General features: G+C 58.3%; 22 protein-coding genes. 9 read left to right on the forward strand and 13 right to left on the reverse strand.

Going from position 1 to position 23564, the window contains the following annotated elements; translation table 11 throughout:
- Window position 1: 1 nt before the first annotated feature.
- From Q5H92_RS13390 to Q5H92_RS13405, 4 genes are all read left to right on the forward strand, one after another.
- Window positions 2–1642: a chemotaxis protein CheA gene (locus tag Q5H92_RS13390; protein ID WP_305012037.1), complete on the forward strand. Its 1641-nt coding sequence runs from the start codon at window positions 2–4 to the stop codon at window positions 1640–1642.
- A 105-nt stretch (window positions 1643–1747) separates the two neighbouring features.
- Window positions 1748–2332 carry a chemotaxis protein CheC gene (locus Q5H92_RS13395; RefSeq protein WP_305012038.1) on the forward strand — a complete coding sequence of 195 codons (585 nt, stop codon included), beginning with the start codon at window positions 1748–1750 and terminating at the stop codon, window positions 2330–2332.
- Between the two features lie 159 nt (window positions 2333–2491).
- A complete protein-coding gene (locus Q5H92_RS13400) occupies window positions 2492–3586 on the forward strand; it encodes an agmatinase family protein (RefSeq protein WP_305012039.1) in 1095 nt (364 codons plus the stop codon).
- Window positions 3587–3613: 27 nt separating this feature from the next.
- Window positions 3614–3952, forward strand: coding sequence for a phage holin family protein (locus tag Q5H92_RS13405; RefSeq protein WP_305012040.1), 339 nt, complete (start codon window positions 3614–3616; stop codon window positions 3950–3952).
- On the opposite strand, the gene Q5H92_RS13410 is transcribed toward Q5H92_RS13405, so the two are convergent.
- From Q5H92_RS13410 to Q5H92_RS13425, 4 genes are all read right to left on the reverse strand, one after another.
- Complete coding sequence (locus Q5H92_RS13410; RefSeq protein ID WP_305012041.1) at window positions 3949–4917, reverse strand: DUF4349 domain-containing protein; 969 nt, start codon at window positions 4915–4917, stop codon at window positions 3949–3951. The genes Q5H92_RS13405 and Q5H92_RS13410 overlap by 4 nt on opposite strands.
- A gap of 145 nt (window positions 4918–5062) precedes the next feature.
- A complete protein-coding gene (gene murA, locus Q5H92_RS13415; RefSeq protein ID WP_305012042.1) occupies window positions 5063–6367 on the reverse strand; it encodes a UDP-N-acetylglucosamine 1-carboxyvinyltransferase in 1305 nt (434 codons plus the stop codon).
- 149 nt (window positions 6368–6516) lie between these two features.
- A complete protein-coding gene (locus Q5H92_RS13420; protein WP_305012043.1) occupies window positions 6517–7242 on the reverse strand; it encodes a DUF4290 domain-containing protein in 726 nt (241 codons plus the stop codon).
- A 203-nt stretch (window positions 7243–7445) separates the two neighbouring features.
- The gene (locus Q5H92_RS13425; protein WP_305012044.1) at window positions 7446–9695 is read right to left on the reverse strand and encodes an ATP-dependent helicase; all 2250 of its coding nucleotides are present in this window, start codon (window positions 9693–9695) and stop codon (window positions 7446–7448) included.
- A gap of 126 nt (window positions 9696–9821) precedes the next feature.
- Between Q5H92_RS13425 and Q5H92_RS13430 the strand changes: the two genes are divergently transcribed.
- Together Q5H92_RS13430 and Q5H92_RS13435 are read left to right on the forward strand one after the other, a co-directional pair.
- Window positions 9822–10121 (forward strand): hypothetical protein, encoded by a 300-nt coding sequence (locus tag Q5H92_RS13430; protein WP_305012045.1) that lies wholly within the window; start codon window positions 9822–9824, stop codon window positions 10119–10121.
- Window positions 10122–10180: 59 nt separating this feature from the next.
- Window positions 10181–10759 (forward strand): DUF3109 family protein, encoded by a 579-nt coding sequence (locus Q5H92_RS13435; RefSeq protein ID WP_305012046.1) that lies wholly within the window; start codon window positions 10181–10183, stop codon window positions 10757–10759.
- A 139-nt stretch (window positions 10760–10898) separates the two neighbouring features.
- On the opposite strand, the gene Q5H92_RS13440 is transcribed toward Q5H92_RS13435, so the two are convergent.
- On the reverse strand, window positions 10899–11360 hold the full coding sequence (locus Q5H92_RS13440; protein WP_305012047.1) for a peptidylprolyl isomerase: 462 nt from the start codon (window positions 11358–11360) through the stop codon (window positions 10899–10901).
- Between the two features lie 171 nt (window positions 11361–11531).
- Between Q5H92_RS13440 and Q5H92_RS13445 the strand changes: the two genes are divergently transcribed.
- On the forward strand, window positions 11532–12164 hold the full coding sequence (locus Q5H92_RS13445; RefSeq protein WP_305012048.1) for a fasciclin domain-containing protein: 633 nt from the start codon (window positions 11532–11534) through the stop codon (window positions 12162–12164).
- Window positions 12165–12374: 210 nt separating this feature from the next.
- Here Q5H92_RS13445 and rsgA read toward each other — a convergent pair whose 3' ends face one another.
- The 5 genes from rsgA to Q5H92_RS13470 all read right to left on the reverse strand — a co-directional run bounded on the left by rsgA (window position 12375) and on the right by Q5H92_RS13470 (window position 17598).
- Entirely contained in the window at window positions 12375–13334 is a 960-nt protein-coding gene (gene rsgA / locus Q5H92_RS13450; RefSeq protein WP_305012049.1) for a ribosome small subunit-dependent GTPase A, read from the reverse strand.
- Window positions 13334–14584: a 3-deoxy-D-manno-octulosonic acid transferase gene (locus tag Q5H92_RS13455; protein ID WP_305012050.1), complete on the reverse strand. Its 1251-nt coding sequence runs from the start codon at window positions 14582–14584 to the stop codon at window positions 13334–13336. The genes rsgA and Q5H92_RS13455 overlap by 1 nt, the downstream gene beginning before the upstream one ends.
- A 113-nt stretch (window positions 14585–14697) precedes the next feature.
- Window positions 14698–15282 (reverse strand): peroxiredoxin, encoded by a 585-nt coding sequence (locus Q5H92_RS13460; RefSeq protein WP_305012051.1) that lies wholly within the window; start codon window positions 15280–15282, stop codon window positions 14698–14700.
- Between the two features lie 158 nt (window positions 15283–15440).
- A complete protein-coding gene (locus tag Q5H92_RS13465; protein ID WP_305012052.1) occupies window positions 15441–16214 on the reverse strand; it encodes an enoyl-CoA hydratase-related protein in 774 nt (257 codons plus the stop codon).
- Window positions 16215–16296: 82 nt separating this feature from the next.
- Window positions 16297–17598: an aspartate kinase gene (locus Q5H92_RS13470; protein ID WP_305012053.1), complete on the reverse strand. Its 1302-nt coding sequence runs from the start codon at window positions 17596–17598 to the stop codon at window positions 16297–16299.
- A 191-nt stretch (window positions 17599–17789) separates the two neighbouring features.
- Between Q5H92_RS13470 and fbp the strand changes: the two genes are divergently transcribed.
- Window positions 17790–18863, forward strand: coding sequence for a class 1 fructose-bisphosphatase (fbp, locus tag Q5H92_RS13475; RefSeq protein ID WP_305012054.1), 1074 nt, complete (start codon window positions 17790–17792; stop codon window positions 18861–18863).
- Window positions 18864–18935: 72 nt separating this feature from the next.
- Here the strand turns inward: fbp and Q5H92_RS13480 are convergent, their stop codons facing one another.
- The 3 genes from Q5H92_RS13480 to yihA all read right to left on the reverse strand — a co-directional run bounded on the left by Q5H92_RS13480 (window position 18936) and on the right by yihA (window position 20845).
- Complete coding sequence (locus Q5H92_RS13480) at window positions 18936–19553, reverse strand: DUF5606 family protein (protein WP_305012055.1); 618 nt, start codon at window positions 19551–19553, stop codon at window positions 18936–18938.
- A 121-nt stretch (window positions 19554–19674) separates the two neighbouring features.
- The gene (locus Q5H92_RS13485; RefSeq protein WP_305012056.1) at window positions 19675–20136 is read right to left on the reverse strand and encodes an energy transducer TonB; all 462 of its coding nucleotides are present in this window, start codon (window positions 20134–20136) and stop codon (window positions 19675–19677) included.
- An 88-nt stretch (window positions 20137–20224) separates the two neighbouring features.
- Window positions 20225–20845 carry a ribosome biogenesis GTP-binding protein YihA/YsxC gene (gene yihA / locus Q5H92_RS13490; RefSeq protein ID WP_305012057.1) on the reverse strand — a complete coding sequence of 207 codons (621 nt, stop codon included), beginning with the start codon at window positions 20843–20845 and terminating at the stop codon, window positions 20225–20227.
- A 437-nt stretch (window positions 20846–21282) separates the two neighbouring features.
- Between yihA and Q5H92_RS13495 the strand changes: the two genes are divergently transcribed.
- Complete coding sequence (locus Q5H92_RS13495) at window positions 21283–23532, forward strand: OmpA family protein (RefSeq protein ID WP_305012058.1); 2250 nt, start codon at window positions 21283–21285, stop codon at window positions 23530–23532.
- Window positions 23533–23564 lie beyond the last annotated feature (32 nt).

Below are 23564 nucleotides of genomic sequence, written 5' to 3' on the forward strand. Positions count from 1 at the left end.
AATGAAAACGCGCGACCAGGAATACCGGGAGCTGTTTATGGCCGAAGCGCTGGAGTACTATGACTCCATGAGCCGGCACTTGAGCGAGCTGGAGCGAAACCCCAATGCCGGGCCGTCGCTCAACGAGCTGTTTCGGCTCATGCACAACCTCAAGGCCAACGCTCGGGCCATGGGTTTCAACGATTTGGGCGAAGTGGCTCACCACCTCGAAACCCTGTTTGGGTTGATTCGGGACCAGGAACGCACGTTCAGCGGCCCGCTGACGAGAGTGGTATTTACCGGTGTGGATGCACTCGGCAATATGATTCGGGCGGTGGGGGCCAACCAGCCCTTGCCCGATGCTACCGCTCTGCTCGATAACCTCGACCGCTTGGTGCGGGGCGAAGAGCCCATCCTGGATGCTGAAGAGGCCGCCGAGTCGGAGGAGGAATCCAACAAAAAAATGGAGCTGTCGGACCTGGTCTATATCCAGGTCAAAAAGCTTGACAATCTGCTGAATCTGGTAGGCGAACTGGTCATTGACCGCGACCGGATAATGACGCTGGCCCAGGAGTTGGACAACCCGGCGCTGTTGGCTACGGCCCAGCATCTGTTCCGCATTTCCGACGATTTGCAGTACAGTGTGATGGACGCCCGCTTGGTAGGCGTTGGGGTGCTGCTGAATAAATTTCCTCGCGTGGTGCGCGACGTGGCCTCGGCCGAAGGGAAAGAAGTGGAGCTGACTTTGAGCGGCCAGGACGTGCAGATTGACCGCAACATCCTGCAAATCATCACTGACGCGCTGTTGCACCTTGTGCGCAACGCCGTCAGCCACGGCCTTGAAACCACCGAGCAGCGCCTGGCCGCTGGCAAGCCGGTTGTGGGGAAACTAAACCTGTCAGCCCTGACGGAGCGCGACGACGTGCTCATTCAGGTGCGCGACGACGGCCGCGGCATCAACACCGAAGCCGTGCGCCGTAAAGCTGTGGAGCGCGGCCTGGTTTCGGCCAATACCGCGGCCACATTGGATGAAAAAGCCGTTTGGGCGTTCCTGTTTGAGCCTGGCTTTTCGATGGCGCAGAAAGTGACCGATATTTCGGGCCGCGGCGTGGGCCTTGATGTGGTGAAGCTGGCGCTTGATTCGCTGGGCGGGCAACTGCGGGTCGAATCGGAGCTGGGCGTGGGTACCACGTTCACGCTTGTGCTCCCGACTTCCATCGCCGTGAAGGGCGCCCTACTGGTAGAAGTAGAGGAACGGCCCTATGCCGTGCCGTTGCTGCACACCGATACGGTGCTTTCGCTCCATCCCGGCCAGATTTCGGTGGTGGGCGGCGTGCTGGTTACTTATTTTCAGGAGCAATCGGTGCCGCTGGTGCCGTTGCGCCAGCTTTTGTACGACGAAGGCGACGGGCCGCTGCCCTTTGCCACCCGCGACGATATCACCGGGCCCCAACAGGTACTGGTGGTGAACTACAATAACCGCCGCCTGGGCTTGGTGGTTGACCGATTTATTCGGCAGCAAAACATCGTAATCAAGCCCTTGAGTAAACCCTTGGATACCATTGACCTTTTTGGGGGCGTCACCCTGCTGGGCAGTGGGCAAGTCTGCCTCGTGCTCGACGTGCCCGCCCTGACCCGGCTGTTTCTGAACAAACGTCCCTAATTTCCCTTTTCTTTCACACCAGTCCGCGCAGCTGCACTTCCCCCCAATTACACCGCTATGGATTTATCGATGACTGACTTAGAGCGTGATATAATCCGCGAGATTTTGAACATCGGCCTCGCCCGGGCGGCTGATTCGTTCGCCGTCATTGCCCAGGAACGGGTGTTGCTGGAAGTGCCGAACATCGACCTGCTGATGAGCGACGACATCATGCGCAAAGTGCGGGAGTATCAGTCGAAGCACGTGGCCATTCAGTCCGATATTCGCGGCGATTTCAACGGCACCACGCTGATGTTCTTTTCCGGCCAGCACATTCAACGGCTCTCGCGTGTGTGTTTGCGCATGCAAATCGCTGATACGCTGGACGTGAACGAGCTGCAGGAATCGCTGCTGCTGGAAATCAGCAACATCATCACCGGTGCCCTGGTCACGCAGTTGGCTAACATTCTCAAAGCCAATATTTACGGTGCGCCGCCCACGGCGCCGCGAGGCGATATTGCCACGGCCATGCAGTCGCTGATGCCGCAGCAGCAACTGCAGCCGCTCATTTTCTCGGTGATTACGCAGTTCTCGGACAAGGACAACATGGTGGAATTGCCGCTTATGCTGTTTTTCGACCGGGTTACATTTGCTAAAATCCTCGAAATCATTCGCAGCTACGATTTCCTGGGTAGCCAGATGTCGGCGTAAGCGCTTCATTCCTGCACTTCGTAGAACGTCATGCTGAGCGAAGCCGAAGCATCTTTCCTGCGCAACTAATTTGAGTTAGTGCAGCGGTAAAGATGCTTCGGCTTTGCTCATCATGACGTTCTTCTTATCCCCTAAATTTCAATTAAATACTAACTCATCATGTCTAAAACTGACGCGGCCTTAGCCAAGAAAATAGCTTCTTTCGACCCCAATGCTCCCGGCGACGCGGCGGGCGGTCTGTTCGGCCTGCCCTTCACGGCCGAAGAAGCCCAGGTGGTGGTGGTGCCCGTGCCCTGGGAGGTGACGGTGAGCTACCGAGCCGGCACGGCCGACGGACCCGCTGCTATCCACGAAGCCTCGCTGCAGGTTGACCTCTACGACCCGGACCTGCCCGATGCCTGGAAACTGGGCCTGGCTATGGAAGATGCCGACGAAACCATTGCCGATACAAGCCGCAAGCTGCGCCCCCGGGCGGCCGATTACATTGGCTGGCTAGAAGCCGGCGAGCCCGAGGCCGAACATGCAAAAATGAGCGGTGTGCCCGGCCAGGTGACGGCCGAAGGCGAGAAAATGCTGAAGTGGCTCAAGGATAAAACCGGCGCTTTGCTCGACGCCGGCAAAGGGGTGGTGGTGCTGGGCGGCGACCACAGCACGCCGCTGGGCTATCTGCATGCTCTGGCCGAGCGCCACGAAGAGTTTGCCATTCTGCAGTTTGACGCGCACTGCGACCTGCGCCCGGCCTACGAAGGCTTCCGCTACTCGCACGCCAGCATCATGCACAACGCGCTGGAATTGCCGCAGGTGAAGAAGCTGGTGCAGGTAGGCATTCGCGACTATTGCCAGCAGGAGGCTGAGGTCATCGACAAGTCGAATGGTCGGGTGGCGCTATTTGGCCAGCGTTTTTTGAGCGATGAGAAATTTGCCAAGAAATCCTGGAAGAAGGTATGCGGCAAAATCATCGCGCAGCTGCCCAAGAAGGTGTACATCAGCTTCGATATTGATGGCCTCGACCCCAAATTGTGCCCCGGCACCGGCACCCCCGTGCCCGGCGGCCTGGAGTATGAGGAAGCCACTTACCTGCTGCGCGCCATCGTGCGTTCGGGCATCACCATTATCGGCTGCGATTTGAACGAAGTGGCCCCCGGCGACACCGAGTGGAACGCCATTGTGGGCGCGCGCCTGCTCTACCAACTTTGCAACTGGATGGCCGTATCGCAAGGACGGCTCACGGCGAAGGGCGTCGCGGCCGAATAAGCTTCTTCCACCTTAATCCCCGTTCACATGCTTGGTTTTATTCTCAAATTCATTCTCACAGCCGCCCTGGTGTATGGCCTGAGCATGGTGCTGCCGGGCGTGGCGCTCGGCGGGTTCAGCAGCGCGCTCATTTTGGTGCTAGTGCTGGGCCTTTTGAATGCCATCGTAAAGCCTATTCTTAAAATTCTGGGCTTTCCCATCACGGTGCTCACGCTGGGCCTGTTCCTGCTGGTTATCAACGTCATCATTGTGAAGCTGGCCGATTTCCTGATGGACAGCTTTGATGTGCATGGCTTTCTCAATGCATTGCTATTCAGCCTGGCGCTGTCGGTGGTGAATGCCATTGTGGATTTGGTAATTGACTAAGCCTGGATGTCAGCAATAGAAAAGGGCCTCCCGCGTATGCGGGAGGCCCTTTTTTGTAGAACTTCGGCTAGGCCTGCGCCTGGTTGCGCAGCCGCCAGCGCCCGTACCGCCCACCAGATAATAGACGTAAGAAGCAGGAACGGCCACAGTGCTACCAAACCGATGACGAGACTGGTGATAATCGTCCAGCCCAGATAGAAGGATTCGGCCGCGCGGCTGGCGAACGATACCACCGGCGCCTCGGGCACAGTTTGGGGTAGGGGCTGGTAGCAGGTGAGCGAAATGGTGGAGTAAGCTACTTCGTCGTTCAAGGTTTTGAGGCGGCTTTCGGTGCTTTCGATTTCCTCACGTACTTCGCCAATTTTTCCTTCGATTTCCAGCACCTCGCTGATTTTTTTGGCGCGGGCCAATAGGTCAATGTAACGCTTTTCGACGGCTCGCTTGGTGGTGAGGCGGGCGGCTACGTCGGCGTGCTGCGCGGTCACGTCGTCGGTGGTCAGCTTCTTCTCCTCCACCGTACCTACGCCCCCCAGCGCAGCCATCAGGGGCTGGAAGCGGGCCGGCGCTACCCGAATGGTCATGGCCTGTCGCCATTCGCCGTCGGCCCGCACTTCGGTCGACGCGCTCAGGTAGCCGCCGTTGCGATGCACCAGGCTGTCGAGGCTGGCGCTGGCGCGGGGCAGGTTGGTTACCTTCAAGCGCAGGTCGGCGTGGTAGATGAGCAGGCGGGACGGCGCAACGATAGATTCGGTGTAGGGCCGGGGGCCGGGCAGTACAGTAGCAGTGGCTTCACGGTCGTCGTTTTGATTTTGGCTCGGCGCCGACGGGGCGATAAGCATTGCCGGAGCATTCATCTCCCGCAATGGCGCATCGGCAACCGCCTCATCAGCTTCTTCCTTATGTGCGTGGCTGCAACCACCCAACAACACGGCCAGACCCAGCGCAAAACCCAGATGGTACTTCATGATTTTTAGCGATAAAGTGAATCCTGAAACGGTAGCTGCGCCGCTTCCTTTATGCCAACGAACCAGGTAGTGTAACCCATATATCCGGAAATAAAAATGCCTGACTGCAAAGCCAGGCATTTTTATTGTCAAGCCACAGATGGGCCTATACCCGGCGGATTTCGGCACCCAGGGCATTCAGGCGCTGGTCGATGAACTGGTAGCCGCGGTCAATCTGCTCCACGTTGAGGATGGTGCTAGTGCCTTCGGCCGAGAGGGCAGCGATAAGCAGGGCCACCCCGGCCCGGATATCGGGCGAGGTCATCGTGATGCCGTGCAACTGCTTCTGCTGGTCGAGGCCAATGACGGTGGCGCGGTGCGGGTCGCAGAGGATAATCTGGGCGCCCATGTCGATGAGCTTGTCCACGAAAAACAGGCGCGACTCGAACATTTTCTGGTGAATGAGCACCGTACCCTTGGCCTGGCAGGCCACCACCAGCACAATGCTCAGCAAATCGGGGGTGAAGCCGGGCCAGGTGTGGTCCGAAACCGTGAGGATGGAGCCGTCGAGGTAGGTGGCAATTTCGTAGTGCTTCTGGGCCGGAATATGGATGTCGTCGCCCCGGAATTCGAGCTGAATGCCCAGCTTGCGGAAGGTATCGGGGATGAGGCCGAGCTCGGGAATCTGGCAGTCTTTGATGGTGATTTCGGAGCCCGTCATGGCCGCCAGGCCAATAAAGGAGCCGATTTCAATCATATCGGGCAGCATGCGATGGTCGGTGCCGCCGAGGCTGTCGACGCCCACGATGGTGAGCAGGTTCGAGCCAATGCCTTGAATGTTGGCGCCCATGCGCACCAACATGCGGCAGAGTTGCTGCAAATAAGGTTCGCAGGCGGCGTTGTAAATGGTGGTTGTGCCTTCGGCCAGCACGGCGGCCATCAGGATGTTGGCCGTGCCGGTCACGGAGGCTTCATCGAGCAGCATGTGGGTGCCGGTCAGCTTGCCGTCAACCTTGATTTTGTAGAAGTCCTTGCCTTCGAGCGTGAGCTTGCCGCCCAGCTTTTCGAGGCCCAGGAAGTGCGTGTCCATGGGCCGGCGGCCAATTTTGTCGCCGCCGGGCTTGGGCAGCTGGCAGCGGCCGTAACGCCCCAGCATAGGCCCCAGAATCATCACCGAGCCGCGCAGCGCGCCGGCTTGTGCAATAAATTCCGGTGTGTCGAGGTAGTCCAGATTAACGTCCTCGGCCTGAAAAATATACGTGTCGGTGGCCAGCTTGCCCACTTTCACGCCCATGTCGCGCAGCAATTCGATGAGTTTATTGACGTCGCGGATGTCGGGAATATTGCTGATGGTAACCGGCTCGGGGGTGAGCAATACCGCGCAGAGAATCTGGAGGGCTTCGTTTTTAGCGCCCTGGGGCGTGATTTCGCCGCGCAGCTGCTTGCCGCCGCGTACTTCAAATGCTGCCATTTGTGTAGGTGTTTAGTATTCGGGTGTTCAGATAGTCAGAACGTCATGCTGAGCGCAGCCGAAGCATCTCTACTGTGCAACTAATTCTTTTTAGTAATGCAGTAGAGATGCTTCGGCTGCGCTCAGCATGACGTTCGTTGAAATTGGAATTACTGAGGCGGCTGCTGTGGCTCCTGGCTACGGCCTTTTTTGCGCTTTTTGCCATTTTTGCCGCCGAAGCTGTTGCCACCCCGGTTGTCGCGGTTCTCGCGTCGGTCACGGCCCTCGCGCTGCTGAGAGGGCTGCGGGACGATGAATGCCGGCGTACGACCAACGGCCGTTTCAAACAGCCCCTCGGCATCTACCAGGGCCGGGTCGAGCCGGAGCTGACCGCCCGACAGCTCGCTCAGGTGCCGCAGGATGGTCACGTCCTTGGCGTTTTCCTTGTTGTGCTGGCGGTAGAGGAATTTCATGGTGCGGCCAATCTGCACCGTGGCCTGCTCGCGCTCGGTGGCGTCTTCCAAGGTCAGGGCCTTGGCGATGAGGGCCTCAATACCGGCACCGTAGGCCCGGAGGCGGGGCGCGGTGCGGGGGTAGGGCACGCGGGCCGGCTTCTCGGTGCGCACCGTCAGGCTGCGGAGGGGCACTGGTGCATCCAGAGTAACCTCCTCGCTGGCCATGGCGTGCAGGTGGTTCCAAAGGCGGGTTTGCACTTCCGGCAACTCGCGCAGCGCAGGCTGCAGGCGCAGCATAAGCTGCACAATCTGCCCGGCCCGCTTGGTGCGCTCGGCTTGGTCCTCAATGTCTTTGAGGCCCTGAATGAGCTGGTAAGTGCTTTGCCCATATTCGCGCACCAGCAGTTGCAGGTGGAAGGGCAGGTTGGTGAAGTCAGTCATAAAAAAGAGTAGGGGAGTCCGCGCAGGCGGGGCCCAGGCCAAAGATAAGGCCCCAAGATGGTCGGCCGTCTTTGTATGGAAAAACGTCATGCTGAACGCAGCCGAAGCATCTCTAAGGCAATAGTAAATGATTACGTTGCGCGGTAAAGATGCTTCGGCTACGCTCAGCATGACGGCCAACCGATTCGGCTAGCCGAAAACAATTAATGCACCCGCAGCTTGGCGAAGCTCAGCAGCAGCACTTTCTCGCCCACTTCCTCGAAGAGAATGGTGGCCTTGGTGGTGCCCTGCTGGTTTTCCAGCGCGTTCACTACGCCGAAGCCGAACTTGGCGTGCTCCACGCGCTGCCCGGTTTGCAGCTTGGAGGTGTCGGAGGGCGCGAAATCGGTCGGGGCCACGTACTTCGTAGCCTGCACTTTACGGGGCGCGGTGGGAATCAGGTTCGAACGGCGCTCAAAAACGTGCTGAAACGGCGAGCCTTCGCCCGCGCCGGGCCCGGCCGAAAACTTCACGTTGAGGTACTGCGGGTCAATTTCATCCAGAAAGCGGCTTTTCTCGCAGCTGCGCAGATTGCCCCACTGGTAGCGCGAGGTAGCGTAGCTGAGCGTGAGCTTCTTCTCGGCCCGCGTGATGGCCACGTAGAATAGGCGACGCTCTTCTTCCAAATCGGCCCGCGAGGTAATCATCATCTGGCTCGGGAAGAGGTTTTCCTCCATGCCCACGATGTACACGTTGCGGAATTCCAGGCCTTTAGCGGAGTGAATGGTCATCAATGTCACGGCTTCGCCTTCCTGGGCGGCATCCTTCAGGTCGGAGTCGGTGACGAGGGCAATGTCCTGCAGGAACGCGCCGAGGCTCTTGTCTTCGCGCTCGGGGTCGTCCACATACTCCTTGATGCCGTTGAGCAATTCCTGGATGTTTTCGTAGCGAGAAAGGCCTTCAATGCTCTTGTCGGCGTACAATTCCTCCAGCATGCCGGAGTTTTTGGCGATGAACTTAGCAGCTTCAAACGCGTCCTCCTTGCCGGCTACCACGATGTAGCTCTTGATTTTCTCAGCAAAGCCCACCACCGGGTTGCTCACCCGCGCAGCCATAAATTGGTCGGCGTTGGATACCACTTCCCACAGCGTGTGGTTGGCTTCTTCGGCTGTCATAATTAGTTTACTAATGGTGGTGTCACCAATGCCGCGCTTCGGATAATTAATTACCCGGCGAATGGCCTGCTCGTCGTTTTGATTGACTGTGAGGCGCAAATAAGCCACCAAATCCTTGATTTCCTTGCGCTGGTAAAAGCTCAGGCCGCCAACAATCTTGTATTTGATATTTAATTTCCGCAATGATTCTTCCATCGCGCGGCTTTGCGCGTTAGTGCGGTAGAGAATAGCAAAATTGTCGTACGACAAGTGGCCATTCATCTTGTCCTCAAAGATGGAATTAGCAACCAACTTGCCTTCCTCGTTGTCGGAAGCGGCTTTGATTACCTCAATCAGCGTCCCGTCTTCGTTCTCCGAAAAGACGTCCTTGCGCAATTGCGCTTGGTTGTTTTTAATGACCGAATTAGCGGCCCACACGATATTTTTCGTGGAGCGGTAATTCTGCTCCAGTTTAAATACCTGTAATTCGGGATAGTCTTTCTCAAAATTGAGAATGTTGGAAATGTCGGCACCGCGGAAGGCGTAAATACTCTGCGCATCGTCGCCCACCACGCAGATATTCCGCTCTTTAGCCGCCAGCTTGCGCGTAATTAAATACTGCGAATAGTTGGTGTCCTGGTACTCGTCCACCATCACAAACCGGAACATATTCTGATATTTATTCAGAACATCGGCGTGGTCGCGAAACAGCACGTTGGTGTTGAACAGCAGGTCGTCGAAATCCATCGCGCCGGCCTTGAAGCAGCGTTGCTGGTACTGCTGGTAAATCACGCCAATCTTGGGGCGCAGGGCCGCTTCGTCGTCGGCTTTGATAGCCGGGTCGCTCAAATATTGGTTGTGGGAAATCAGCTTGTTTTTGGCGGCCGAAATCCGGCCTAGCACCACGCTGGGCTTATAGAGCTTGTCGTCGAGCTCCAGCTCCTTTACAATCTGCCCCATCAGGGTTTTGGAATCCTGCGTGTCGTAGATGGTGAAGCTGCGTGGGAAACCGATTTTGTCGGCCTCGGACCGCAGGATTTTGGCAAAAACCGAGTGAAAGGTGCCCATCCAGAGGCTGCGGGCGGCGGGACCAACCACCTTCTCCACACGGGCGCGCATTTCCTTGGCGGCTTTATTGGTGAAGGTGAGGGCGAGGATGTTGAACGGGTCGACACCCTGTTCGAGCAGGTGGGCAATGCGGTAGGTGAGCACCCGGGTTTTGCCCGAGCCGGCGCCCGCGATAATCATGCAGGGACCATCGGTTTGCATCACCGCGGCGCCTTGCGACGGATTGAGTAGGGAAAGATAATCTAGTGCCATTATTCAGGTAAAACGAGCCCGCAGCGAGAGCCGCAAAGGTACTACATTTGGCAAAGAGCCCGGAAACAACCGGCTTTCTGCTGCTAAAAAGCTTAGGCAACGGCAAAGGCTTTAGTAACTTGTAACATGGCTTTCCCTTCCCTCAGTTCGGTCAGCGGCTGGAAAATCGGCTTCTGGAGCGCCCTGCTTTTTTATGCCCTTGGGCTGGTCATTACGGTGGGCTTGGCCCAAGTGATGCCCGTGGCGGATATGTGCAATCCGGGGCTACCATTCTTCACGGGGCTGCTGACGCTGGTATTTGGTGCCTGCGGGCTTATTGCCGCATTGCTGGCGCTCCTCTTTGGCTACCGGCCGCCGTTTTTGATGGGATTTATTGCGGCCAACGTCATGGTTCTGGTAGGGCCGGCCCTGCTGATTTTGGTTTGACGCCGGGCACTTAGGGGTGGCAAAGAAGTATCTTTGTCATCCTCCTCAAGCGCCGCATTATGATTATTATCCAGGAAACGGTTATTTCTGACGACATCGCCGACCATTTTTTCGTCTGCAACCTCGAAGCCTGCAAAGGCGCCTGCTGCGTGGAGGGCGACCTCGGCGCGCCCCTGGAAGAAGCCGAGCTGCGCATTCTGGAGCAGGAATACGCCAACATCGAGCCCTTCCTGAATGAAGCCGGCAAGGCGGCCATCAAGGCCCAGGGCCTGTACATCAAGGATTGGGAAGGCGACTACAGCACCACCACCATCGACGATAAGGAGTGCGCTTACGCGCTATATGATGAGCGCGGCATCTTGAAATGCGGTATCGAGCAGGCATATCTGGCCGGCGCCACCACGTTCAAAAAGCCCATCAGCTGCCACCTGTACCCCATTCGCATCACGAAGTATGAGGGATTTGACGCGCTGAACTACGACCGGTGGGGCATCTGCAATCCGGCTTGCTCGTTTGGCAGTACGCTGGGCGTGCGCATCTACCAGTTTCTGAAGGAACCGCTGATTCGCAAGTACGGCGAGAGCTGGTATGGCCAGTTGGTGCAGGAAATTGAGAATCCGACAGAGGGGAAGAAGTAAAAAAGTTAATTATATGTAAAAGAGAACGTCATGTCGAGCGCAGCCGAGACATCTCACGTGCCAGAGTAAATAATTACTTCGGCACGCGAGATGTCTCGGCTGCGCTCGACATGACGTTCTTGCGTTTTCAGTCGGAAGCTTACGCCTCTTCCTTCACCACAATCTTCTCAATTTCGTCGTCGGCTTTAATCTGGTCGATAACGTCCAGGCCATCCACTACTTTGCCGAATACGGTGTGCACGCGGTCGAGGTGGGCGGTGTTGTCGCGCGAGTGCACGATGAAGAACTGCGAGCCGCCCGTGTTTTTACCGGCGTGGGCCATGCTGAGGACGCCGCGCTCGTGGTACTGGTGGCCGCCGCTGGTTTCGCAGTCGATTTTGTAGCCGGGGCCGCCGGTGCCGGGGTGGCCTTTGGCGCCGGCCCGGGTGTTGGGGCAGCCGCCCTGAATGACGAAATTCGGGATGACGCGGTGGAATTTCAGGCCATCGTAGTAGCCTTTCTGGGCCAAGTCGGTAAAGTTTTTGACGGTGTTCGGAGCGTCCTGCTCGTAGAACTCAACCTTCATCACGCCTTTTTTGGTGTGGATTTCTGCGGTTTTCATGTATCGGAACTTGGTGGATTTAACGAATGATACGGCAAGCGCCGCACATTGGAGGGCGCGAAGGTAAGAAAACCGACCAGCATCGAAACAACCCTACGGGGGCATTTGTCCGTAACCCTGAGCGCCACACTGGCATATACCCTTCTTACTTTTTTCACACCTGCGTTTTACATGAAAAAACATTTCGCTCCGCTACTCGCTGCCCTGGCTACTTCGCTCCTAATGGCCAGTTGCGGCAACGACAAGCCCGCCACCACCGAAACCGGCGCGAGCACCGTCAACCCCGCCGACTCGCTCGCGGCGCTGGCCGGTGATTCGGCCCGGATGGCCAAGCCCGGCGGCGTGATGGTGGACGGCGTGGCCATGACGGCCGACAAAAACATCGTCGAAAATGCCTCGGCGGCCACCAGCGTCAGCACCCTAGTGTCTGCCGTGAAGCAGGCCGGCTTGGTGGAAACCCTGAGCGGCCCCGGCCCCTTCACTGTATTTGCTCCCACCAATGCCGCTTTCGAAAAGCTGCCCAAAGGCGCACTAGCTGGCTTGATGGACGAGGCCAGCAAAGCGAATCTGAAAGGCGTGCTCACTTACCACGTCATCCCTGGCCGCCTCGTGGCTGCCGACCTCAAGGATGGCCAAGAACTGACCACGGTGAATGGCGAAAAGCTGCACATCTCGGTGAAAGACGGCAAAGTGATGGTGAGCAACGGCAAGGATGCCCCCGCCACCGTGCAAATTGCCGACGTGATTTCCAGCAATGGCGTGACCCACGTCATTGATGGCGTGGTGTTACCGCTGGCCAAATAAGACGTCGTCATTGCGAGTGGAGCGTAGTGCAACGTGGCAATCCGTCCTCTCAAAACCAGATACGTCCTTGAGTGAAAAGCCCCAACTCTGAATAGAGTTGGGGCTTTATTGCGTTCATAAGGAAAGACTTTCTCACAACTCGAGGCTGGTCGCATTAAGAGGACGGATTGCCGCGGCCTGCGGCCTCGCAATGACGAGCTGGCGCAGGCGTTAATGCCGGTTGTCCTCGCCGGCCAGCATGCTGAGGTAGCTGTCGTAGCGGGGCAGGGCGATGCGGCCCTGGTCCACGGCTTCGCGCACGGCGCAACCGGGCTCGTGGGTGTGCTGGCAGTTATGATAGCGGCACTGGCCCAGCAGGGCGCGGAATTCGGGGAAGTAGCCGGCCAGCTCAGCGGGCGGCAGGTCGACGAGGCCCAGCTCCTTGATGCCGGGCGTGTCGATGATGAATGTACCGGGGCGCACTTCCAGCATTTCGGCGAAGGTCGTGGTGTGCACGCCTTTGTCGGAAAAGTCGCTGATTTCGGCGGTTTTCAGGTCGAGGTCGGGCACTAGGGCGTTGATGAGCGTGCTTTTGCCCACGCCGGAATGGCCAGCCAGCAGGCTTACTTTGCCTTCCAGCAGCTGGTCGATTTCGGCCACGCCCTCGCCCAGGCTGGCGGCGCAGGTGCGGCTGGGGTAGCCCAAGCTGGCGTACATGCCCGCAATTTCGGCCTGGTAGGCAAAGCCTTCCTCGTCGTACAAATCCGTTTTATTGAACAGCAGCGTGACCGGAATGTGGTAGGCCTCGGCCGTGACCAAAAACCGGTCGATAAACCCAAACGAAGTGGCCGGCGACACCAGCGTAACCACCAGCATGGCCTGGTCCAGATTGGCGGCTACGATGTGCACGTGGCCGGTTTTGTGCACCGAGCGGCGCACGATGTAGTTGCGGCGTGGGGCGATGTGCGAGATGACGCCCGCGCCCTCGGCCTGGGCCTCGACGGTGAAATCGACCTGGTCGCCCACGGCCAGCGGGTTGCTGGCTTTCAGGCCTTTCATCTTGAATTTGCCCCGCAGGCGGCAGCGGTACAGCTGGCCCGACGCTGCGCGCACGACGTACCACGAGCCCGTCGATTTTACAACGACGCCGTGCAGCAGGGGCGGGGCAGATTGGGTGGTTTCTGAGTTCATCAGGGGGCAGCAGTGAGGCCGGGCAGCGCGGCCATGATGGTGCGGGTGGCGCCCGCCTGCCCGTGTACGTAATCGAGCAACACGTCTTGCAGCCGCAGCCGCAACTCTTCGTTGCGCAACAAAGGTGCGAAAGCCGCTTCCAGCTCCGTGGCATCGTGAATGGGGAAGGCGCATTTCAGCGCTACCAACTCTACGGCTTCCTGAAACTTGCCGTAAGTCGGCCCGAAAAACAGCGGCAGGCCAAAAGCAGCGGCCTCCAGCGTATTATGCAGGCCCTTGCCGAAGGCGCCGCCGATGTAGGCAAACTTACCAAACCGGTAGAGCTGGCTCAGCAAGCCCACGTTGTCAAACAGCAGCACGCGGGCCTGTGCGGCGTTGGCCGTGGTGGCCTGCGAGTAGCGCAGCACCTGGCCCGGCAGCGCGGCTTCCACGAGGCGCAGGTTGGTTTCGGTGATTTCGTGCGGGGCCACCAGCACCCGCAACTGCTGGTGTTTCTGGAGCAGCGGCGTGAGGGCCGGCAGGTCTTCGGGCCAGCTGCTGCCCACCACTAGCACCGGCGCGCCATCAGCCACAAAGGCATCGACCACCGGCAGCGGCCGGTGCGCCGAGGCTGCCGTAGCCACCACCGTATCAAAGCGGGTATCGCCGGCCACGCTCACTTGCTGAATGCCGTGTTGGCGCAGCAGCGCCGCCGAGCTTTCATTTTGGGTGAAAATGTGGGCAAAACGCGAAAGAATTCGACGAAAGAAGCCGCCCCAAGGCTTGAAAAACATTTGGTCGGGCCGGAAAATGGCCGACACCACCACGGCCGGAATGCCGCGCCGGTGCGTTTCCGTCAGGAAATGGTACCAGAACTCGTACTTCACAAACACCACCAGCCGGGGCTGCACCGCATCGAGAAAAGCCCGGGCGTTGCCGCGCGTATCCAAAGGCAGGTAGAAAATATAGTCGGCGCCCGGCCAGTTTTTGCGGATTTCGTAGCCCGAAGGGGAGAAGAACGTGAGCACCAGCTTGGTGCCCGGGTAGGCTTTGCGGTGGGCTTCAAGCAGCGGCCGGCCCTGCTCGAACTCGCCAAGCGAAGCGCAGTGGAACCACACGCGCGGCGCGGTATCGTTACTTAATGTTTGGCGAATGTAGGCCAGCAGGCCGCGGCGGCCGGCCACCCAAGCGGCCGCTTTGGGCACAAATGGCGCCAGCAGCCGCAGCAGCAGGCCATAAAGACCCAGGCCGATGTTATAGAGGAATAGCAAGCCCCAAAATTACGCAGTAGCGTGAACTTTCAGTTCGCGTCCCCGCGCCGCTTGGCATTCTTTCCGGGACGCGAACTGAAAGTTCGCGCTACTAAGCTGAACCAGAAACGCCTTTAGTCCTCCGACGTTTCCTGCCAGTCGGCGGGGCAGGACTCGCCGTTTTTCTCGAAATGCTGCAAGGCATCAATCATGCGCAGGGCCTCGGTGAGACTGCGGCCTAGCGGCCGGTCATTGATGAGCTGGTGACGCACAATGCCGTCGCGGTCGATGAGGAACAGGCCGCGGTAGGCGAGGGGCGAGCCCACGTACACCATTTCGCCCTGCTCGGTGTAGTCGTAGTGGCCGCCCAGCACGTCGTAGTTGGCCGAAATGGTTTTGGTCGCATCGGCCACCAGCGGGTACTTCACCCCGAAAATGCCGCCTTTCTCACGCGGCGTCAGCTGCCAGGCCAGGTGGGCGTACTGCGTGTCGGTGGAGCAGCCCACCACGGCCACGTTGCGTTTCTCAAACTCGGCCAGCCGGTCTTGGAAAGCCAGAATTTCGGTGGGGCACACCCGGCTGAAATCGGCGGGGTAGAAGTAGAAAAGAACGTGCTTTTTGCCCAAGTAGCGGTCCAGCGAAAAATCCTCTTCGAAGGTGCCATCAATGACGGCTGTGGCTTTAAAGGAAGGGGCGCGCTTGCCCACGAGAACTGCCATTTATTGCTTCTGTAAATGATGATAATGGCTGTGTGTACGCAAGAATTAAAGAAACGTCATGTTGAGCGCAGCCGAAGCATCTTTACCGCAGTAGCAAATGAATTACTTGCGCGGTAGAGATGCTTCGGCTGCGCTCAGCATGACGTCCTGATTATGCACTACTTCCCGATGAATTCCGGCTTGCGCTTCTCCACAAACGCGGCCATCCCTTCTTTCTGGTCTTCCGAAGCAAACGTGAGGTAGAAGTTCTTGCGCTCGAAATGCAGCCCTTCCTCCAAGTGCGTTTCAAACACGCGGTTGATGGATTCCTTGGCTAGGCGCGCCGCCACCGGGCTCATGGCCGCAATGCGGGCCGCCAGGCGGAAGGCCTCTTCCAGGTACTGGCCCACGGGCACCACGCGGTTCACCAAGCCCACGCGGTGGGCTTCGTGGGCCGAAATGAACTCGCCCGTGAGCACCATTTCCATGGCCTTGGCCTTGCCCACGGCCCGGGCCAAGCGCTGGGTGCCGCCCGCGCCGGGCATGGTGCCCAGCCTGATTTCGGGCTGCCCGAACTGCGCCGTTTCGGATGCCACCAGCATGTCGCAGGTCATGGCCAACTCGCAGCCGCCGCCCAGCGCAAAGCCTGACACCGCCCCAATCAGTGGCTTGCGAAACCGCCGAATCTGCTCCAGCGTGGCAAACCGGTCGTCAAGAAACATATCCACGGCCGTTTTACCGGCCATTTCCTTAATATCGGCCCCGGCCGCGAAGGCCCGCTCGTTGCCCGTGAGGACGACCACACGCACTGCCTCATCGGCATCGAGCGCCTGTAGCGCGTCGCGGATTTCGCGGACTAATTGCCCATTTAAAGCATTGAGTTCTTTGGGCCGGTTGAGCTGAACGAGGGCCACGCCAGGCCGCGCCTGGGGCGTTACGAGGAGGAAATCCATAAGTAGCGCGGACTTTTAGTCCGCGAGTTAAAACGATGATTTTAAAAAGCCGACAGCTGAAGCCGCGGACTGAAAGTCCGCGCTACGACGCCTGGCACACAAACTGAAACGTGCTGCGCGTGCGCTGCTCCAGCAGCAGGCGCTTGCCCGCCGTGAGCTGCGCAATGCTGGCCGCGTCGTAGTTTTTGATGGTGAAAAGCTGCACGCCGGTGTTGTAGTGCAGGGTAAACTGCTCGCGCAGCAAATCGAGCAGCTGATGCACCCGCCGCTCCACAAAATCGGTGCACACCGAGAAGCTGATGGCCGAGTTCTGCATCACGTTAATCTTGAGTTTGGCTTGCGCCAGCGCCGCAAAAATCACGGCCAGATTCTCCTCCGAGATAAACGAAAAGTCCTTGCTGGCAAAGGACAGCAGACACTGGTCGGCCTTGCGAATGAAGGCGGGCGCCAGCGCCGGGTGCTGGCAGTCGTGAATGAGCGTGCCCTCGGCAGCCGGGTCCAGAAACGACTTCACGCGCAGCGGAATGTTGCGGTCGGCCAGCGGTTTCAGCGTTTTGGGGTGAATGACCGAGGCGCCGTAATATGCCATTTCGATGGTTTCGCGGTAGCTGATTTCCGGGTAGCGCACCGTGTCGGGGAAGATTTTGGGGTCGGCATTGAGCAGGCCCGCCACGTCTTTCCAGATGGTTACCGCCTCGGCCCGCAAGCAGTAGGCTAGGATGGCGGCCGTGTAGTCGGAGCCCTCGCGGCCGAGGGTGGTGGTGCGCTCCTTATAAATGGTTTTGGCGGGGTCCTGCGTCGTAGCCACTCCGTAGCTGGTGCCACCCAAAAAGCCCTGCGTAACAACCGGCCCGGCAAGTAGCAATTCAGTCAGACCGTAGCGAACATTTGCCGCCGTCTTCTGCCAGTCTACCCGCGCCTCACGCCAGGAAGTATCGGTGCTAATCAGTTGCTGACTGTTGAAGCTCTGCGCGCCGAGCGCATGGGCTACTAGCTGCGACGCGAGCATTTCGCCAAAGCTGACCACTTGGTCATAATACTCGTCATAATCATCAGTGGCCTTGATTTTCGCTAAACGCTGCCGCAGTTGGAGAAGTAGCTTATTGAAGTACCAGCCTATCGACGACTCCGAAGTCAATCCCAATTTGGTGGCAGTTTGCTGATGAAACTGCTCCAGTAGCTGGAGCTGCGCCTCGTAGCTCTGTTGCTTGTACGCCAAGTCATAAATCTCCTCCAGCGCGTTGGTCGTCTTGCCCATCGCCGACACCACCACCACCAGCGGCCCCTGCGGCCCAAAGTCCCGCACGATGCGGCACAGGTTGAGAATAGCCGCCGCGTCTTTCACCGACGCGCCCCCGAATTTGTACACCTGCAACTTTTCCATCAGCGGCAAAGGTAGGGGCGGCAGCAGGCTTACACGAAAGCTTTTGGCAACTGCGAAAAGCGCAAGAAAAGCCCGCCTCAGGCGCGTTGAGCAAACGTATGCGCTTAAAAAAGGGCAACTTCCTACAAAAAACTACGGTCCTGCCGGAGTAGCTTTGTTGTCCGTTCCCGCCACCTCATTTAGCTATTTATATGGACCACAACAAGCTGGCCTTGCCCGTTGGCACAACCCTCGACCGCTTCATCATGCGCAAGCAGGAAGACTTCCCCTACGCCACCGGGGAGCTTTCGCAGCTGCTGCGCGACATCGCCCTGGCCGCCAAAATCGTCAACCGCGAAATCAACCGCTCGGGCCTCATCGACATCGCCGGCGCCTACGGCAGCCAGAACGTGCAGGGCGAAGACCAGCAGAAGCTCGACGTCATCGCCAACATCCGCTTCATCCGGGCCCTGCGTAACGGTGGCGAAGTCTGTACCATCATTTCGGAAGAAGACGACGAGATGATTCAGACCGGCAACAACCAAGGCAAGTACGTGGTGGCCATCGACCCGCTCGACGGGTCGTCGAACATTGACGTGAACGTGAGCATCGGCACCATTTTTAGCATCTACCGCCGCGTGTCGCCCACCGGCCGCGAGGGCACCGCCGCCGACTGCCAGCAGCCCGGCACCCACCAGGTAGCCGCCGGCTACGTCATCTACGGCTCCAGCACTATGATGGTGTATACAACGGGCAACGGCGTGAACGGCTTCACCTACGAGCACTCGCTGGGCGAGTTCTTTCTCTCGCACCCCGACATCAGCACCCCCAAAACCGGCAATATCTACTCCATCAACGAGGGCAGCTCCGACTCGTTCTCGCCCGGCGTGGCCGCGTTCGTGCAGCATTGTAAGGACAAGAGCTTCTCAGCCCGATACATCGGTTCGCTCGTGGCCGATTTCCACCGCAACCTCCTCAAGGGCGGCATCTACATCTACCCCGCCACCGCCAAAAACCCCACCGGCAAGCTCCGCCTCATGTACGAGTGCAACCCCCTGGCCTTCATCGTGGAGCAAGCCGGCGGCAAAAGCTCCAACGGCCACCGCCGCACTATGGAAATCGAGCCCCAGGCCCCACACGAGCGCTGCCCCGTCTTCATCGGCAGCAAAGAGCTGGTGGAGCAAGCCGAAGCCTTCATCGCTAAAGAAAAACAGGCCAAAGAAACCCCGGCTATTGAAGCACCTGTTAAGGAAGTAGCTCAGCCCAAAGTGGCTTTGGCTAAATAACGAAGACGCCAGCAACAAAAAAGGCCGTTCCTGCATCAGGAACGGCCTTTTTTGTTGCTTCAGAGACCTGGCCTACTCGGCCTTTTTGCGGCTTTTCTTGGCGGGCGCGGTGGCTTCCGGGTTGCCTTCGGCGGCCGGAGCTTCGTCGGCGGCGCCAATGACGCCACCCGTGCTCAGCGGCTCATCGGCTGCGGGCTCTTCAGCCGTTTTAGCCGATTTGCGCTTGGCTTTGGGGGCAGCCGTTTCTTCAGTAGCGAAAGTTTCATCCGCTTTTTCAGTGGCAGCAGCCTCGGCAGCCTGGTAAGGGCGGTTCTTGCTCACGATGCCGTACCAGGTGGCCAGCTTCTTGATGTCGGAGAGGTACACCCGGTCCCGGTCGTAGTCAGGAATCACGCCGGCCAGAAAACCGGTCAGCTCACCTTCGCTCGACTTGGCCGTCACCGGCGATTCGGCGCCGTGCTTCTGGTAAATGCGCTCAAACACCTCCGTCAGCGGCACCGTCTCCTCCGGGTCCTGGGTATAAATGGAAATTTCCGACAGCAGCGACACTTTGTTGCGAGCCGGGGCCAGCGTCCGGGTGGCTTTCTCGTCGAGGCTTTCCACCAGCACGCCGTGGCGGGCGGCGCGCACCAGGCGGTACAGGCCGGGCATGCCGCTGATGGCGGCCAACTCTTGCAATTCGTAGGGCATTGTACTTAAATGAAGAATGAAAAATGAGGAATGAAGAATGAGGAACGAGGGTGAGAAAGCCAATTGGCAATTCTTCATTCCTCGTTCCTCATTCCTCTTTCAACAAGCGCAAAACTACGAATTATTGCGCATCCGTCGCGTTGGAAGCCGTCTGGCCAAGCTTGAACACGATGGGCAGGCTGGCCCGCACGGGCAGCTCCGGCTTCTTGAATTTCAGCAGCTTCACCACGCGCAGGGCTTCTTCGCCGGTGCCGCCGCCCAGTTGCTTCACAATGCGCATGTCCTGCATCGTGCCATCAGCATTCAGCTGGAAGCTGATGATACACTGGCCCTGAATGCGGTTGCGCTTGGCCATCACGGGGTAGTGCAGCTCCTTGCTGATGAAGTCGTACATGGCCGCCTGGCCACCTTCGTAGTACTCGGCCACCGGAATGGATTTGCCTACGGAGCCGATGCCGGTGCCTTTTTCGCTGGGCGCTTGGCCGGCGGGGGTGGTGTTGGGGGTGGTTTGGGCCAGCGCCGGAGCGGCAGCGGCCAGCAGCAGGCCCAAAGCCAGCTGCGAAACGGAACGGGTTTTCGTCATGATAAAAAAAGTGGGGGGCGGGGAAATAAAGAAGAAAGGCAAACGGCCCGGCAAGGACCAAGCCGCAGTTGGCAATTTAAGGGCCAATCTACGCATTGGCCGCGGCATCGGCCGCCCACTGCTGGTTCACTTCGCCAATAAAGTTGAGCACCTCGTCGCGCCCCAGCCCGGTTTCGGCCGAGGTGAGGAAGTAGCGGGGCAGTTCGTCCCAGATTTCGCTCATCTTCTTCAGGTAGTTGGCCAGCAGGGCCTTGGTCTGGGCGGTCGACTGCTTGTCGGCCTTTGTGAATACCATCACGAAGGGCACGCCTTCTTCGCCCAGCTTCTCCATGAACTCCAAATCGGCCGCCAGCGGCGGGTGGCGCGAGTCGATGAGCACGCACACGCACATCAGGTTGGCGCGGTGCATTAAATAATAGTTAATCATGCGGGCCCATTCCGCCCGCGACGTTTTGCTCACCTTGGCGTACCCATACCCCGGCAAATCGACCAGAAACCAGTTATCGTTGATGACAAAATGATTAATTAACTGCGTCTTGCCCGGCGATGCCGAGGTTTTGGCCAAGCCGTTGCGGCCGGTGAGCATGTTAATTAAGGATGATTTCCCGACGTTGGAGCGACCAATAAACGCGTATTCGGGCATCGTGGGCTCCGGGCAGAGGTCGGCGCGCGAATTGCTGGTCAGGAATCGGGCATCGTGAATAATCATAGGGCAGCAGCGAATAGCAAAAGCAGAAGGAAAGCCCAAAATTACGCCTGAATACCAGGGAATCCCGGCTAAATAAAAATAGGGGAATGAATGGCTATTTCAGGACTGCCTCTATATTTGCGCGGCATGCCCTCCAACTCAACGGGCTCTGTTGCCGCCTTCGACCACCCTATAAATGGCCGACTATTCGCTGAAAACCGCTTTTCGCAAGCAAACGACCTACCTTTGCCCGACTCCCGCCGCACCTGTGGCGATACCAATGTGGAAGGCTAGGCGCTTTGATACGGTTACCTTCTGGGCAAATCAGCATTAAAGCCTAACCCTGGCTTAGAAAATCAGTATAAGCCCCAAATAAAGTTCCCTGCCCTTGCCCGAATAGCGGCGCATTTCTACTGACAACCCCTTCAGAAATTTCTTTTTTCCAAATCACTCCTCCAATGGACAACTTATCCAGAAGGTTACTGCAAGCGTCGTGCGCCGTTGCCCTCACCGCCGCTATCGCCACTCCGGCTGATGCGCAAAGCACGCGCAAGGACCTCAAAACCGGCAACAAGTTCTTCGAGCAGGAAAATTACCGCGCTGCCATCCCGTACTACGAGAAGGTGCTGGCCAAAGACCCGAACAACGCCAAAGCGCTGTTCAATGCTGGTATTTCCTATATGTCGTTCGACAAGGAGAAGGCCAGCGACTACATCTATAAGGCCCAAAAGCTGAAACCGAAAGTGTCGAAAGACGTGGAATACTGGCTTGGCCGGGTTGACCACCTCAACTACAACTTCGACGAGGCCGTGGCCCACTTCCAGGCCTACAACGCCACGCTGAAGAAGAACGACCAGCGCAAGGAGGAAATCGCCCAGCTGATTAAGCACAGCCAGAACGCCAAGGTGCAGTTCAACTCGCCGAAGGACATCTTCGTGAAAAACCTGGGCCCGACGGTGAACACGCCGTACTCGGAGCACAGCCCGGTTATCTCGTCGGATGACAAACTGCTCATTTTCACCTCGCGCGGCGAAAACGTGACGGGTGCGGCCGGCAAGCCGAGCGACAAGAAAAACAAAGCCATTGCCGCCGACGGCGAGTATTACGAAGACGTTTTCGAAGCCACCCGCGTGGACGACGAGAACTGGCAGAAGCCCCGCTCGCTGAGCACTGCGCTCAACGGCAAAGGCCACGACGCCTCGATTCAGCTGTTCGACAACGACACCAAGCTGTTGATGTACCGCAACGACAACAACGGCGACATCTTCGTGTCGGACAAGACCGGCGGCGACTGGTCGGCTCCCAAGCCTCTCAACGGCAACATCAATTCGAAATCCTTCGAGTCGGACGCCTACATCACGCCGGACGGCAAAACCATCTACTTCTCGACGGGTAAGTACTCGGAGGACGGCACGCTGGACCTCTACTACAGCACCCGCACCGATGGCGGTGACTTTGGCCCGGCCAAGTCGCTCGGTGCCAACATCAACACCAAGTACGACGACGACAGCCCGTACCTGAGCAAGGACGGCAAGACGCTGTACTTCTCGTCGCGTGGCCACAACACGATGGGCGGCTACGACATCTTCAAGTCGGATTGGGACAGCGTGGGCCGCAAGTGGGGCGCCGCGCAGAATATGGGTTACCCCGTGAACACCCCGGACGATGACTCCTACTACCGCCTGAGCCCCGATGGCTCGTATGCCTACCTCAGCTCGTACCGCATCGGCGGCTATGGCGAGAAAGACATCTACACCATCAACTACATCAAGAACGCCAACATCCGCGGCAAGGTATTCTCGGCCAAAGACAGCACGACGGTGATTCCGGGTGTGGAGCTGGTGTTCAGCGGCAAGCAGGCCGACAACACGGCCCTGAGTTTCCGCGACATCTCGAAGGCTGATGGCGCTTATCAGGTAGCTGTGCTTTCGGGCCGTACCTACCAGGTGGCGGTGAGCAAAGACGGCCGGCCGATTGAGACGCAGGAATTCCCGGTGCCGGTGTCGACGAATGACTCGACCACCATCATCAAGAATTTCTACATCAACTATGTAGATACTCTCACTGGCGGTTACTTGGCGGCTCGGAACATTTATTTCGATACCGATAAGTACAAACTGCGTCCGGAGTCGATTACCCGCCTGAACGAAATCACTCAGTTCCTGACCACCAATTCGGGCATCAACATCTCGATTGAAGGCCACTGCGACTCGCGCAATACCGACGAGTACAACATGGTACTGGGCCAGAACCGTGCGCAGGCAGCCTATAACTACCTGAAGAAGCAGGGCATCACCGAAACCCGCATGAGCACCGTGAGCTACGGCGAGCGTCGTCCGGCTGCGCCGAACGATTCGCCGGAGAACATGCAGCTTAACCGTCGTGACGAATTCAAAGTTGTGGGCGGCACGGGTGCCGGCATGATTGACAATTCGGGTGCCAGCGGCACGGGCATGGGCTCGACCACCACCACCGGCACCATGACCACGACGACCACCACCGCTGCTCCGCTGACCCCCGGCAAGAGCAAAGTGAAAATGGCCGACGGCACCAAAGTGAAAACCAAGGTGGACGAGGACTCGGACAAAGTGAAGGTGAAAACCAAAGGCCCCAACGGCGAAACCAAAACCACCACCAAAAACGGTGAGCTGGAAGGCAAAGCCAAGGACGCCAACGGCGAGAAAACCAAAATCAAAGCCAAGAACTAATTCTGGCAGAGACTGAAAATTCGGGAAGCGGG

Origin of the sequence: Hymenobacter mellowenesis (genome assembly GCF_030581005.1) — a bacterium.
Taxonomy (GTDB): Bacteria; Bacteroidota; Bacteroidia; order Cytophagales; family Hymenobacteraceae; genus Hymenobacter; species Hymenobacter mellowenesis.

Excerpts from the sequence above, each read along its gene's own strand:
- Q5H92_RS13495 (WP_305012058.1), top strand. The coding sequence starts at position 21,283 with ATGGACAACTTATCCAGAAGGTTACTGCAAGCGTCGTGCGCCGTTGCC.
- Q5H92_RS13465 (WP_305012052.1), bottom strand. The coding sequence starts at position 16,214 with ATGGATTTCCTCCTCGTAACGCCCCAGGCGCGGCCTGGCGTGGCCCTC.
- Q5H92_RS13410 (WP_305012041.1), bottom strand. The coding sequence starts at position 4,917 with ATGAAGTACCATCTGGGTTTTGCGCTGGGTCTGGCCGTGTTGTTGGGT.
- rsgA (WP_305012049.1), bottom strand. The coding sequence starts at position 13,334 with ATGAACTCAGAAACCACCCAATCTGCCCCGCCCCTGCTGCACGGCGTC.
- Q5H92_RS13445 (WP_305012048.1), top strand. The coding sequence starts at position 11,532 with ATGAAAAAACATTTCGCTCCGCTACTCGCTGCCCTGGCTACTTCGCTC.
- Q5H92_RS13405 (WP_305012040.1), top strand. The coding sequence starts at position 3,614 with ATGCTTGGTTTTATTCTCAAATTCATTCTCACAGCCGCCCTGGTGTAT.
- Q5H92_RS13470 (WP_305012053.1), bottom strand. The coding sequence starts at position 17,598 with ATGGAAAAGTTGCAGGTGTACAAATTCGGGGGCGCGTCGGTGAAAGAC.
- Q5H92_RS13435 (WP_305012046.1), top strand. The coding sequence starts at position 10,181 with ATGATTATTATCCAGGAAACGGTTATTTCTGACGACATCGCCGACCAT.
- Q5H92_RS13480 (WP_305012055.1), bottom strand. The coding sequence starts at position 19,553 with ATGCCCTACGAATTGCAAGAGTTGGCCGCCATCAGCGGCATGCCCGGC.
- fbp (WP_305012054.1), top strand. The coding sequence starts at position 17,790 with ATGGACCACAACAAGCTGGCCTTGCCCGTTGGCACAACCCTCGACCGC.
- yihA (WP_305012057.1), bottom strand. The coding sequence starts at position 20,845 with ATGATTATTCACGATGCCCGATTCCTGACCAGCAATTCGCGCGCCGAC.
- murA (WP_305012042.1), bottom strand. The coding sequence starts at position 6,367 with ATGGCAGCATTTGAAGTACGCGGCGGCAAGCAGCTGCGCGGCGAAATC.
- Q5H92_RS13420 (WP_305012043.1), bottom strand. The coding sequence starts at position 7,242 with ATGACTGACTTCACCAACCTGCCCTTCCACCTGCAACTGCTGGTGCGC.
- Q5H92_RS13440 (WP_305012047.1), bottom strand. The coding sequence starts at position 11,360 with ATGAAAACCGCAGAAATCCACACCAAAAAAGGCGTGATGAAGGTTGAG.
- Q5H92_RS13485 (WP_305012056.1), bottom strand. The coding sequence starts at position 20,136 with ATGACGAAAACCCGTTCCGTTTCGCAGCTGGCTTTGGGCCTGCTGCTG.
- Q5H92_RS13400 (WP_305012039.1), top strand. The coding sequence starts at position 2,492 with ATGTCTAAAACTGACGCGGCCTTAGCCAAGAAAATAGCTTCTTTCGAC.
- Q5H92_RS13430 (WP_305012045.1), top strand. The coding sequence starts at position 9,822 with ATGGCTTTCCCTTCCCTCAGTTCGGTCAGCGGCTGGAAAATCGGCTTC.
- Q5H92_RS13460 (WP_305012051.1), bottom strand. The coding sequence starts at position 15,282 with ATGGCAGTTCTCGTGGGCAAGCGCGCCCCTTCCTTTAAAGCCACAGCC.
- Q5H92_RS13425 (WP_305012044.1), bottom strand. The coding sequence starts at position 9,695 with ATGGCACTAGATTATCTTTCCCTACTCAATCCGTCGCAAGGCGCCGCG.
- Q5H92_RS13390 (WP_305012037.1), top strand. The coding sequence starts at position 2 with ATGAAAACGCGCGACCAGGAATACCGGGAGCTGTTTATGGCCGAAGCG.